The organism is Shouchella patagoniensis, assembly GCF_002019705.1.
GTDB classification, from domain to species: domain Bacteria; phylum Bacillota; class Bacilli; order Bacillales; family Bacillaceae_D; genus Shouchella; species Shouchella patagoniensis.
In genome coordinates this window covers 450,111-462,559 of the sequence record NZ_KV917377.1, presented here as the reverse complement: position 1 = coordinate 462,559, position 12,449 = coordinate 450,111, and the positions used below count along the sequence as shown (strand labels likewise).

The window sequence follows — 12,449 nt, the reverse complement described above, 5'->3', positions numbered from 1 at the left end:
GGTGTAGGTAGAAGGTTTTTTAGTCAGTTTCAGCCTGCATATCTGCTACCTTAGCAGAAGATGCGTCAAAAGCCGCTGGAAAAGCGGTTTGTTTGAGCGGGAAAGCCCAAACGTCCTCAATGGACTGATTCGCTCGACAAAGCAGGGCTGCTGTGTCTTTATTTTGCTGAAACCACTCGGCTAAGCCATCTTGGTTCATTTGATCGCCCCCCTTCAACTGGCGTACACTTAGTATGGCACAGGCTTCTGTGAGTATGTTTAGTAATGATTGTGGGCTAGTCTAGATATTGGGTTGTATATTAAAGCGAAGGGTTGTGAAGGGAAATGGAACGGGCCGAAATGAAAATGAAAGTCTTATCTACCGTAACAGTTGAACGAACAGATGACTTTTACAAAGTCGTTGACCAACTAAATCGAACGTTAAAAGATAAAGGGTTGACCTTTGGTTTTGCTCTTGATGAAAAAGATTCAAATAAAATTACAATGACCATTTATGAAGTGTAAGAGGGATTGCGAATGAAAAAGAAACTGGCGATCGCTGCAATGGTGTCCGCTCTCATTTTTATAAGCCTAGGATTGTTTATGTATCATTCCATACGCAGCCCTCTCTTGGAAGGGGCTGAGGAAGCATCCGATTATTTACTCAACAATAATTTGTTGCAAACGGTGGATGACCTTTCATTTTATCATGGCGGTGAAGGCTACTGGGTAGCTGTTGGGACTGATGAAGATGGTGAAACTTCCATTGCGTGGTTAAATTATGATCCTGAAGATCGAGAAAACACACTTGTTTTGCCAGCCGATAGTGGCGTTCCAAAAGAAGAAATAAAAGCTGAAGTAAGTGAAGAACTTAATGTAGAGTCGTTTGATTCAGTTCGCCTAGGAATGGAAGATGGAAGACCGATTTATGAATTTACATATAATTCAGCCCAACAAGCTAGAGTATTTTACTATATGTCTTTTGAAACGGGTGAATATGTAAAGAGTTACAGTGTAAGCATAAATCCTTAATTGACTAGTAAAATTGGCAAAGTGTATAATGAGAACGAATTGGATATAGCGAATAAATGTTGATCATTGCAGGAGGAATGGATGTTTTGAAAACAACTATAGCCCAAGTGGGCCATTACATTGATAAAGAAGTAAAAATTGGAGCGTGGATTGCAAATAAACGTTCAAGTGGGAAGATTGCTTTTTTGCAACTTCGTGATGGGACTGGATTTATTCAAGGAGTAGTTGTTAAAGCGGAGGTAGCTGAAGCTGTTTTTCAAACGGCAAAAAGCATTACGCAAGAAAGTTCATTGTATGTTACTGGCATTGTTAGGGCTGATGAACGCTCGCCTTCTGGTTATGAGTTAACAGTTACGGATATCGAACTGATACATCAATCAACAGATTATCCGATAACACCTAAAGAGCATGGAACTGAATTCTTAATGGATAACAGACATCTATGGATACGCTCAAAGAAACAGCATGCTGTCATGAAAATTCGTAACCAGATCATCAAATCAACGTATGATTTCTTCTATGAGAATGGGTTTACTAAATTGGATTCACCCATTTTAACTGGTAGTTCGCCCGAAGGAACATCAGAATTATTTCACACGAAATACTTTGAAGAAGATGCTTACTTATCTCAAAGTGGACAATTGTATGCAGAAGCTGGAGCGATGGCTCTAGGAAGAGTGTTTACGTTTGGACCTACATTTCGCGCTGAAAAATCAAAAACACGTAGACACTTAATTGAGTTTTGGATGATTGAACCAGAAATGGCGTTTATGGAACATGAGGAAAGCTTAGAAATTCAGGAACAATATGTTTCTTATTTGGCCAAAGCAGTCCTTACAGAATGTCAACTGGAATTAAAAGTACTTGACCGTGATCTGTCAAAGCTAGAATCAATTCAAGCGCCTTTTCCTCGTATTACTTACGACAAAGCATTGGACATGTTGCATGAAAAAGGATTTGATGATATTAAATGGGGTGATGACTTTGGTTCGCCTCACGAAACGGCACTAGCAGAACATTATGAGCAGCCTGTATTTATTACACATTACCCTAAGTCCCTTAAACCATTTTATATGCAACCAGCTCCAGGGCGAGAAGATGTTGTTCTTTGCGCAGATTTAATTGCACCAGAAGGATATGGTGAAGTCATCGGTGGATCAGAACGCATTCACGACTATGAATTGCTCAAACAAGAAATTGATCGGCATGGTTTACCCCTAGAACAATATCAGTGGTATTTGGATCTACGTAAATATGGTTCAGTTCCTCACTCTGGTTTTGGTTTAGGGCTTGAACGGACCGTCGCTTGGTTCTCAGGAATTGAGCATGTCCGTGAAACAATTGGATTCCCACGCTTACTAAATCGTTTGCATCCATAGCAATTAAAGAGGTTGGCATAAAGCCAGCTTCTTTTTTCTTTTTCAGCGTATAGGAAGACGTGGTATACTGGATGTCTAGAGGTGGTTAGATTGAATCAACACGTATTTATGAAATGGGCGCAACAAAAACATTTATCGATACCCCATTTGCTGTTAGAGCACTACAACGACTTACACATAAATGAACATGAGTTTGTGGCTTTATTGCATATTCAGTCGTTTTTGGACGCAGGAGATGCATTTCCCACACCACAGTTGCTCAGCGACCGTATGACTTTGGAGATAGAAGATTGTGCAAAACTTATTGGAACACTCGTACGGAAACGATTTCTTGCAATCGAAAACAGACTTGATGAAGAGTCAGGTATTTTATATGAATACTGTTCATTAGAACCGTTATGGGCTGCACTTGTTGGTCATTTAGAAAAAGTTGATTCACAGAGAGAAACGACTGATCAAGCTGAGATGGAAGGACAACTCTATAAACGATTTGAGCAAGAATTCGCCCGTCCTTTATCACCAATTGAAGCAGAAACATTATCGATGTGGTTTGATCAAGATCAACATTCAACAGAATTGATTCTAGCTGCTTTACGAGAGGCGGTTGTTTCTGGGAAGCTTAATTTTCGTTATATAGATAGAATTTTATTTGAATGGAAAAAGAATGGTGTCCAAACGGTGGAACAAGCGAAAGCCCATAGTGAACGCTTTCGGAAAAAAGTACCGCAAGAACGGAAAAAGAACGAGGGACAACAAAAAAACATACCAGGATTTCACTGGCTTGAAAATTTATAAGGAGTAAAGCATGCTTTCAAAAAAAGATACACAATATGCAATTGACATAATGGGCGAACTATTTCCCGAAGCAGAATGTGAGCTTACACATAAGAACCCGTTCGAGCTGCTCATAGCTGTTGTCTTATCTGCTCAGTGCACAGATGCTTTAGTGAATAAAGTGACACCATCGTTATTTGCTAAATATAAAAAACCGGAAGATTACGTAGATGTGTCAATTGAAGAGTTACAAAATGACATTCGTTCAATTGGCTTATACCGAAATAAAGCAAAAAATATAAAGAAGTTGGCTCACTCATTACTTACTGAATTTAATGGTCAAGTTCCTAAGACAAGAGACGAGCTTGAATCACTTGCTGGGGTTGGAAGAAAAACAGCAAATGTAGTGACGAGCGTGGCATTTGGTGAACCAGCAATAGCTGTTGATACACATGTCGAACGTGTATCGAAACGTCTAGGGATATGTAGATGGAAAGACAACGTAAGACAAGTTGAAGAGACATTACAAAAAAAAATAAAGAAAGAAGATTGGTCGGATGCACATCATCGACTTATCTTTTTTGGACGTTACCATTGTAAAGCGCAAGTTCCTAAATGTGCGTCTTGCCCGTTATTTGATTTATGCCGTGAAGGCAAAAAACGAATGAAAGCAACTCATATCGATGCGTAAACAAGTACCGAAAATGCTTTTGTGTTTGCCTTTTTATAAACCTGAAAGCAGTGTAACAATAAGCTCATCAGCAACGTTTATAGAAAGGCAATGGCAAGTACCATTTGCAGAAGAGATTAGCTATCAGTCGGAACCTTGGCAAGAACCTCATGAATATATTAGAGAACTGTGCCTGTTTTTTCATCAACAGAAAGAAGAACTTTCTGTATCTTACCGGCATCGTCAACCTCAAGAAGAATCTCTTCTTAAGTCAAAAGCACTCATGCTGCAATGTTTGTTTTGGATTAACCAGGAACCAGTGAATTTGGTCTCCTTAAAAGAGAAAATAAATCATTTTGCAGTTCTGCCTAATAATGCTTTAGAACGTGTAATTTTTGTACTTGAGAATAACAATTATGTATCTTTTCTGCAAATGTGTGCATTATTTGAAGAACTAGAAAAGCTAAATGCACGTATTCAAGTCCGAAATACGCTTATAAAACAGAGAGGAAGACGATAAGTGAATGGATTAAAACGCGGTGTGGAGTGGACAGATCAAGAAACGATTCAATGGGAATCAATTCAACAAAAACGTACATTTACATTAGCTTTCAGCGGACATTTTTCATCAGGGAAATCAACTCTTCTAAATGAATTAATTGGGGCGCCACTGTTACCGACAAGTCCAATACCAACGAGTGCAAATCAAGTATATATTGGGTTTGGCGAATTAGGCGTTGATGTAGAAAAAGTTAGTGGAGAAATAAGTCGGTATGTTGGAGAAATTGATTGGAATGATATTCGTCGTTATGGTATGGATGGAGTTGGTATAAAAAAACTACATATAAAAGCGCCTATTCCATTTTTACAACACTTTGCTGAACTTGTAGACACGCCAGGCGTAGATTCAACTGATTCAACTCATCAAGCTATGACCATGGATGCATTGTTTACGACTGATGCAGTTGTTTATGTAATGGACTATAACCATGTTAAAGCAGAAACGAATTTGCATTTTTTGAAACAATTATCGGATGAGGCAAAGCCTCTTCTTTTGGTTATTAATCAAATTGATAAGCATGTCGAGCAAGAATTGTTATTTCAAACATATAAAGAGAGTATCACTGAAACACTTGAAGCGTGGGGCATTAAGTATTTATCGATCTATTATACAAGCATGCGCACGGCTGAATATAATGAATTGAGTCAATTAAAAACAGAACTAATGGCTATAATGGCTAAAGGTAAAACGTTTGCGGAGCTCGGTAAGAAGAGACTAGAACAGAGTTTTTATTTAGCTCAAATTCGTCGAATAAAGGAAACTGAAGAGGAAGCAGAGATGGATCTTAGGTCTGCTATTGATAAACTTGGGTTCTCGATAGATGATCTACATACATATGAGCAAAACATAAAAGAGTGGCACGAGCTTGAACACGCTTCTAAAAATAGAGAAAAAGCGTTTTTAGCTGAATGGAACTCATTATTTAGGCAAGCGACCCTTTTTAATTCTGCTATTACCGATCTGACACAAGAATGGTTAGAAGCAATGAGGCCTAATTTCCGTGTTGGCGTCCTGTTTTCAAAAAGAAAAACGGAAGAAGAAAAAGAACGAAGAACAAAATTGCTGGTTACCGAATTGCAAGACCAGATCCAGTCACAGCTTGTTTTCCATGTGCAGCGTTCTTTGCAAACGATACCAGTTGAATTTATGGACAAAAAAGAGGCTTTTTTAACGGCATTTAATCAAATCTCTTTTGAAGTCAATGAAGCATTTTTAAAACACTCGTTGCCAAAAGAAACAGTTGGTAGAGAATATGTGTACCAGTATGCACAAAATCGTAGTGAAGAAATAAAACGTATAGTAAAACAACGAGCGCTTGAAGCATTAAACATTGCACAAGATAATTTAAAAAAAGAAGATCAAGCGAATTGGGTTCGAGCTAAAAAAGAATTAGAGAACCAAAGCAACCTCGTGCCTTACATTGATAGATGGACTCAAATGAAAAAAGAGGTAAATAGTCAGATTGACTATTTAAAAAAGCAGGCTAAAGCTTGTGATGACCATGGTAAGTTAGAATTTGAAGTAAAAGCAGCCCTTCAAAATGCTACTGAGTATTCCGAAGAGAGCAACTGGCTAGGCAGCGAAGAAATCAAACAACCTGAAACCTTATTAGACAGTGAGGTCCAGCACGTACAAGAACCGTTCGTCCAGCAAGAGCACGTGATTGATCTTAATGGTTTGCAAGAAATTTTAGAAGGAAATCAGCAAAAACAATGGGGAAAAGAATGGCGAGAACGCTTGAAAAAAAGAGTGAAGCAAATGGAAATGCAACGTTTCACAATCTCATTGTTTGGTGCTTTTAGTGCTGGGAAATCAAGTTTTGCAAATGCCTTGATTGGTGATGAGGTATTACCTACATCTCCTCATCCAACTACAGCCGCCGTAACAACTGTTACCGCCTCAATGGAGGGTTTCCCACATGGAACAGTCGTTATTACGTATAAAAGCTATCAACATTTGGAAGAAGAACTTACGTCTATTTCAAAGTTAGTCTCCGTTAAGCTTACACCTGATAACATTAGAAATATACGTATATCAACGATAAAAGCCGATACTGCAGGAAAAAAACAGGCAATTGCTTATTTAAAAACGTTGCAGGAAAGTTTAAAAAATCAAGAGTTGTTATTGGCAACTACGAAAAATGTCACGTTGGATCAATTAGCTTCAATGATTGCAAATGAAGATGTAGCTTGTTTAATTGCAGAGGCAATGATTTATTATGATTGCCAACTAACGAAAGCAGGTTTAACTTTAGTTGATACACCAGGTGTTAACTCTATTCATGGCCGTCATACGAATGTTGCTTATACACATATTGAGAAATCGGATGCGATTTTTTACGTTACTTATTATAATCATTCTTTTTCAAAAGCAGACGCTCAATTTATTGAACAACTGGGTAAAATCAATCAACAGTTCTCTACAAAACAACTATATTTTATTTTAAATGCTGTTGACTTGGCAGCTAATCCTGCAGAATTAGCTGGCGTAGAAAGCTATGTGAGAACCTCTTTACAAAGTGCTGGAGTAAATGATGTGTTGCTCTATCCTGTTTCTAGTAAAGCAGCATTAATGAATAAGAAAAATGAGTTACAAGTTGGGTCGGGGTTCCAACATTTCGAAAACGAATTGTATGGTCAAATGTTACAAACCCTTAGGCGTTTAAACGAACAACTCTTATTGAAAGAAACGAATTCTTATCGCAATTACTTGGAAGAAATGATTCAGTTTTCACAAGCGAATAAGGAGAATCAACAAGCGTTGTTGGAGAGCACAAAAATAAATTTTGAACGACTTCTAAATGAGTTTATAGAAGAAGAAGGGAAGCCATTTCGCTTGCGGATTCATCAAGAGGTAAGCGAATTATTTACTTACTTACGTGAACGAAACCATTTTGCTTTGCGAGATACGTATCTTGAACATGTGAATGTTGCTACGGTTAGGGGAACAACCAAAAAACAACAAAAGGAGACAGTTGAACAAGGGTTAAAACAATGGAGGGAAGAAGGTCTTTTTTTCCTGGAGCAGGAAGTGAAAGCAACGGCCATTCGTCTTTCCCTCTCATTCCAACGTCATTATGAACGTTGGATTAAAGAGTGGGAGCAATCCATTCAACAGGTCTACCCAGCTTTTTACCTAGGTGAGTTTAATAGGATGAAGCTAACACTTCAATTGGAATCAGTTGAGTCAGAGTTAAACCTTGATTCTTACAGCAAACGATTTCTTTCGTTAAAGTCTTTTTTTGAACAGGGAGAATCAACTCGTGTAAAAGAAGAAGTTTCGTTTGAGTTGGCAAAAGAAATGGGAGAGTTTTTGCGTCAACAAGAGGGAAATGTCAAAACTCAGGTCGCTACACTTATAGAGGAAATTACTCTTGCAGAGAAAACACACATTGAATCAAAAATGGCCCATGAAGAAGAAAAATTATCAATTTTATCTGAACCAGCTTTTGCAAAAGAAATGCATCAAGAAAAGCATTTGCTAGAAAGGTGGCTTAAGATATAAATAAAAAAGCGGGATTGATTTGAAATCAATCCCGCTTTTTATGATGGTTAATCGTCATCTTCATTGCTTTGTCTAGAGCTTTCTTCAGAGTCTTCATTTGGTTCTTCATCTGGTGTAGGTGTTTCTGCTGGGGTGTCATTGTCATCACCATTGTCTGGTTCTGTATTTCCGTCAGTATCGTTTCCATCCTCACCATTATTAGAATCGCCATTAGAATTATCGCCGTTCTGCTCGTCATTGTCGGTGTCATCACCAGAGTCTGATCCACTATCGGAATCGTCATTTGCAGGCTCTTCTTCCTCTTCCTCTTCTTCAGGTGGTGTAGCTTCCTCTTCTTCTTCCTCTTCCTCTTCTTCCTCTTCTACGGCTTCATCAATAGTGGCAGTGACCGAAACGGAGTCACTTTCAATGCCAGAACCATCTGTTGCCACAGCCTGCACTGAGAATGTATAACTGTTTCCAGGTGAGACACCAGAAAGAGTAGCAGTCATATTGCTTTCATCAACATTTAAAGAGCCGGTATTAATTGATGTGTTAAAGTCAACATCATCGATTTCATCACTTGGATAAGACCAAGAAAATTCAATGCTTTCGTCTTCCTCATCATAAGTGTATGTCACATTTGTTGGGTCAGAGATCTCTGCGTACGCTTCAGAAACATTACTTGGACCTGTGCCTCGGACAAATAGTTCCGTAACTATCTCACTTTGAGGTGTTCCAGCACTTGGTAACAAGCCTGTTCGACGTTCCACCCGAACTTCTTCAACTGAGTCTGGCTTCGTGAAATCAGGTGTATCAATACCAGAATGGAGATCGGTCATGATGTGCTGAAAAATTTGTTGGGCAATTCCGCCATGTGTGTCAGTTAAATAATTATCCGGGTCACTATGATTTGAAAACCCAATCCAAACAGAAGCAGTGTATTGCGTACTATAACCGGTGAAAGCGGATGTCGGAAAGCCCGAACTGCTATTCATTCGCTCTAATACACTTCCATCAAAGTTCCCCGTCCCGGTTTTTCCTGCAATGTCTACTCCAGGTACTTGTGCGCGCTGACCAGTTCCGCTATTTACAGCTGTTTTAAGCATATCGGTAATCATATAACCTGTATAGTCTTCCATGACTTGCGTGGTATCAGGTTGCATGTTTAATTCTCGACCATCTGGAAAAACAATTTTACGGATCGTATACGGCTCTGTATATTCACCGTTGTTGGCAAATGCTGCATAGGCACCAGCCATTTCTTTTGTAGAAGCAAGGGCAGGTCCTAAAATGCCTGATTCAACGCGCCCTTCATCAACAACAAACATTGGATCAAGAAACTCATACGCATTTTCAACGCCAACTTCGTTCAATGCTTTTACTGCAGTTACATTTCGTGAACGAGATAATGCTTCGCGCATTGTCATCCGACCTAAATGGGAGCGATCAAAGTTTCGAACTTCTCTATCGCTTTGAGCTTCATAGTAGTAAGGTTCATCCACAATGATTTCTGCTGTAGGCCATTGCTTGTTTTCAATAACAGGAGCATAACCAAGTAAAGGTTTCATTGTTGAACCTTGGTTATTTCGAATCGTTGCATAGTTGCTGACGCGGGCATCGTTTTGTTCAATGCCGTTCCCCATGGCACGAATTGCTCCAGTGTTATTATCAATTAAGGTAACACCAGCACGGAAATCTTCATTATCTGGGAATGGCAAGTTGCTGTATTCACCGGATTTTAACACATCATCAACGAGACTTTGTGCATCTGTGTCGAGTGTTGTATACACTTTAAGTCCAGAGTTGTAAATATCATTGCTTGATAGATCCGTCATATTTTCTAATTCGGATAATACTTCATCATAAAACGTCAACCAATTACTGTCTTCTTCGGATGGATTGTAGTTAATTTGGTCATTAATATCTGTATTACGAGCTTCTTCTGCTTCCTCGGCCGTAATAAATCCTTCTCGTTCCATCCGATTAATAACCGTATCACGACGCTGTTCATTGTTTTCCGGATTTGTGTACGGATCAAAATGGCTTGGGCGCTGTGGGATAGCAGCAAGAACTGCCGCATCAGCGATTGTTAATTCACTAAGATCTTCTTTATCAAAGTACGTTTCGGAAGCAAGTTGAACACCGTAACCAGCGGTAGGACCTAAATTAATTTGGTTTAAATACATTTCTAATATTTCATCTTTCGAATAGCGTCGTTCTAATTGAATGGCTAAGTATGCTTCTTGAATCTTACGGGATAGTGCCTTTTCATTCGATAAAAATAAGTTCTTGGCTAACTGTTGACTAATCGTTGAAGCACCTTCAGCGCCAAAACCTTCACGGAAGTTAGCGAGGATCGCGCCACCTAAACGTCGGATGTCAATACCGAAGTGGTCTTTAAAACGGTGATCCTCAACGGCAATAAACGCATTTTTTAAATGCTCTGGCATGTCATTAATATCTGCGTTAATACGTCGCTCATTTCCAGCAAGCGTAAACGCTAGTTCATCATCTTTATCATGAATTTGTAATGATTGCGCGAGTGTAAGTTGCTCTTCATCAATATCTGGTGCGCCTGCTATGATTACAGCAGCCGTTACACCACCACCTACAATACCAAGACCAATCATAATGGCTAAGGCAATGGCTATTTTCTTTAATACGCCACTTTTCTTTTTATTACTAGGTGATTTTGCCTTTTTATTGTTAGGTGGTTTTTTGTTTGTTTGTTTGGCCTGCGCATTTTTGCGCTCTTGCCTTGATTTGTAATCATCTGCCATCTAATTTCTCCCCTTTTATGGATGACTGGAAATAAATGCGTTCCACGGTCTCTAAATAATCAATTCGTGGATGAAAACCTGTATGAACAAGATGTCCAAGGCGTTCAATGTCTGTTTTTTTAATCGATTTACGTGTATTTTGTTGATCGTAATAAGCGATTATGTGACTGGCATCAAGCAAAAACACCTCTTTACTCACAAAAAAACGTATCAAAACAAAACAAATACCTTTTTGGGCTCGGACATTGCGCATATGCTCGATTTGATGATCGTGAATATTTTTTAACGGAAAAGATGTTTTGTTTTTTGTTTCTTTTGCTTCAAAATCCAGATATCTGCCATTATAAACGCCATTATAATCTGTAGTAGAGGCTTGTTTAAAATATGCTTCACGAATGACCGCAGCACTTCTTTTTGGATAATCAACCTTTACGATTTGTACTGGTGTTGGTTTTTTATGAATAACAGCTTTGTGACGGCTTAAGTAGTAAAGGTTTGTTTCATCTAAATCTTGTTCAAGCGTCATTCCTCTGCCGCTGTAGGCATCAGCTGGCAGCTTTTTTTGTTTCTGCTCTTTTTCTCCTCCAACATACGATTTTCCATTTGGATAACGAATCGCCATCAAGACACAACCTTTCCTTACTGTTCTTGGTATGAATTTAGTGTTATGCGGAAAGGTAAAAGGACACATAAGCACTTATCTATTTTAACACACTTAAAAAAAGAGTAGTGGAAGAGAACACGCGATCTGTTGAAAATTTAATGAAAAAATGAGGGAAAGAATGGGATGAAGGATCTAATAACATTTGCAAACGTTGACAATATTTCGAGGACAAAAGCATATGAACAATTTGGTCGTCGTTATCCTGAAATCCGTTGGGCAGCTTTAGCGGGAATGGTGTCGCGAAATGCTGGTTGGAATATGACAGACTTAACAACCGCTCCGTTTCGAACCGTTCTTAATGCTACTACTCGTAGATGGATTGGATGGATTTATGAGCGCGCTAATTGGATTATTTTTGCAGATGCTTATCCCCAGTTGCTTGTTTATCAACAAACCGTACAAAAGAGAAGGGATTGTTTTGATACGCTTAAATCTTTTGGCGTATCTTCTTTCATGCAAAAAGAGTGGCGTCGTTTTATGGTTGAGGAAAATGAAAACCGCTTAATGACAGCATTAATCATCAATGAGCAGTTTGTTGTTCAAAATCGTTTGCTTGACTTATTAGCAATGGAACAATTTTTCCATTCGGCTTTTTACAATATGCAGGAGTTTGCACATTTTAGCCATGTTATTTTGCCAGGAATAAATCAAACGATTTACGGGGAAACTGTTACGTCATTTGCAAACCCAATCGCACGAATCCAATTAGGAAAAAGACTGGCCAAACTGCTATACGAACCAGAACTTCAAGAACAATTTTTTGCATTCACAAAAAAGACTGAGCCAACAGGTTCGCGAAGGGATTACAATCTAAATGAAGATGCTTTACCGTTGCGTCTTTGTTTTCCTCGTTGTCATCACAGAGAAAGTGACATGATCGATTGGTACGAAAATAAGAAGCCTGATGAAATTGAACGACTATTTAAGCAAGTATGGATGAAACCGAAAAGGGGAGAGTTGGGAACTGCAGTCACAAAGGCGGAGATTAAACTATTAAGTTGGATGAAAGGAAATACAAATTAAGAAACCTTGGTACGTTTTTAAGTCTGGGGCTTTTAGCAGTTGCGATGAGGAACGGCTAGAGGCAAGGATAAAAAAAGCTTGTCGACGATCTTGATACGGA

Annotated in this window: 11 protein-coding genes; 8 read left to right on the top strand and 3 right to left on the bottom strand. The window is 38.8% G+C overall.

Annotation, left to right across the window (positions count from 1 at the left end; all coding sequences use genetic code 11):
• Positions 1 to 19: 19 nt before the first annotated feature.
• Positions 20 to 199 carry a hypothetical protein gene (locus BK584_RS02545; protein ID WP_054711294.1) on the bottom strand — a complete coding sequence of 60 codons (180 nt, stop codon included), beginning with the start codon at positions 197 to 199 and terminating at the stop codon, positions 20 to 22.
• A 125-nt stretch (positions 200 to 324) separates the two neighbouring features.
• On the opposite strand from BK584_RS02545, the gene BK584_RS02540 reads away from it, so the two are divergent.
• From BK584_RS02540 to BK584_RS02510, 7 genes are all read left to right on the top strand, one after another.
• Complete coding sequence (locus tag BK584_RS02540) at positions 325 to 504, top strand: YpmA family protein (RefSeq protein WP_078391131.1); 180 nt, start codon at positions 325 to 327, stop codon at positions 502 to 504.
• 12 nt (positions 505 to 516) lie between these two features.
• Entirely contained in the window at positions 517 to 1,011 is a 495-nt protein-coding gene (locus BK584_RS02535) for a cell wall elongation regulator TseB-like domain-containing protein (RefSeq protein ID WP_078391130.1), read from the top strand.
• Positions 1,012 to 1,097: 86 nt separating this feature from the next.
• Positions 1,098 to 2,390: an asparagine--tRNA ligase gene (asnS, locus tag BK584_RS02530; RefSeq protein WP_078395360.1), complete on the top strand. Its 1,293-nt coding sequence runs from the start codon at positions 1,098 to 1,100 to the stop codon at positions 2,388 to 2,390.
• A gap of 90 nt (positions 2,391 to 2,480) precedes the next feature.
• Positions 2,481 to 3,185, top strand: a complete 705-nt coding sequence (locus BK584_RS02525; RefSeq protein WP_078391129.1) for a DnaD domain-containing protein — start codon at positions 2,481 to 2,483, stop codon at positions 3,183 to 3,185.
• A gap of 10 nt (positions 3,186 to 3,195) precedes the next feature.
• Positions 3,196 to 3,855: an endonuclease III gene (nth, locus tag BK584_RS02520; protein ID WP_078391128.1), complete on the top strand. Its 660-nt coding sequence runs from the start codon at positions 3,196 to 3,198 to the stop codon at positions 3,853 to 3,855.
• Positions 3,848 to 4,354, top strand: a complete 507-nt coding sequence (locus BK584_RS02515) for a YpoC family protein (RefSeq protein ID WP_078391127.1) — start codon at positions 3,848 to 3,850, stop codon at positions 4,352 to 4,354. Before nth ends, BK584_RS02515 begins: the two co-directional genes overlap by 8 nt.
• Positions 4,355 to 7,900 carry a dynamin family protein gene (locus tag BK584_RS02510; protein ID WP_078391126.1) on the top strand — a complete coding sequence of 1,182 codons (3,546 nt, stop codon included), beginning with the start codon at positions 4,355 to 4,357 and terminating at the stop codon, positions 7,898 to 7,900.
• 47 nt (positions 7,901 to 7,947) lie between these two features.
• Here BK584_RS02510 and BK584_RS02505 read toward each other — a convergent pair whose 3' ends face one another.
• Both BK584_RS02505 and recU read right to left on the bottom strand, forming a co-directional pair.
• Positions 7,948 to 10,662: a PBP1A family penicillin-binding protein gene (locus BK584_RS02505; RefSeq protein WP_078391125.1), complete on the bottom strand. Its 2,715-nt coding sequence runs from the start codon at positions 10,660 to 10,662 to the stop codon at positions 7,948 to 7,950.
• Entirely contained in the window at positions 10,652 to 11,284 is a 633-nt protein-coding gene (recU, locus tag BK584_RS02500; protein ID WP_078391124.1) for a Holliday junction resolvase RecU, read from the bottom strand. Before recU ends, BK584_RS02505 begins: the two co-directional genes overlap by 11 nt.
• A gap of 165 nt (positions 11,285 to 11,449) precedes the next feature.
• On the opposite strand from recU, the gene BK584_RS02495 reads away from it, so the two are divergent.
• Complete coding sequence (locus tag BK584_RS02495) at positions 11,450 to 12,349, top strand: DUF2515 family protein (protein ID WP_078391123.1); 900 nt, start codon at positions 11,450 to 11,452, stop codon at positions 12,347 to 12,349.
• The last annotated feature ends 100 nt before the right edge of the window (positions 12,350 to 12,449 follow it).

Excerpts from the sequence above, each read along its gene's own strand:
- BK584_RS02545 (WP_054711294.1), bottom strand. The coding sequence starts at position 199 with ATGAACCAAGATGGCTTAGCCGAGTGGTTTCAGCAAAATAAAGACACA.
- BK584_RS02540 (WP_078391131.1), top strand. The coding sequence starts at position 325 with ATGGAACGGGCCGAAATGAAAATGAAAGTCTTATCTACCGTAACAGTT.
- BK584_RS02535 (WP_078391130.1), top strand. The coding sequence starts at position 517 with ATGAAAAAGAAACTGGCGATCGCTGCAATGGTGTCCGCTCTCATTTTT.
- nth (WP_078391128.1), top strand. The coding sequence starts at position 3,196 with ATGCTTTCAAAAAAAGATACACAATATGCAATTGACATAATGGGCGAA.
- BK584_RS02515 (WP_078391127.1), top strand. The coding sequence starts at position 3,848 with ATGCGTAAACAAGTACCGAAAATGCTTTTGTGTTTGCCTTTTTATAAA.
- BK584_RS02505 (WP_078391125.1), bottom strand. The coding sequence starts at position 10,662 with ATGGCAGATGATTACAAATCAAGGCAAGAGCGCAAAAATGCGCAGGCC.
- recU (WP_078391124.1), bottom strand. The coding sequence starts at position 11,284 with ATGGCGATTCGTTATCCAAATGGAAAATCGTATGTTGGAGGAGAAAAA.
- BK584_RS02495 (WP_078391123.1), top strand. The coding sequence starts at position 11,450 with ATGAAGGATCTAATAACATTTGCAAACGTTGACAATATTTCGAGGACA.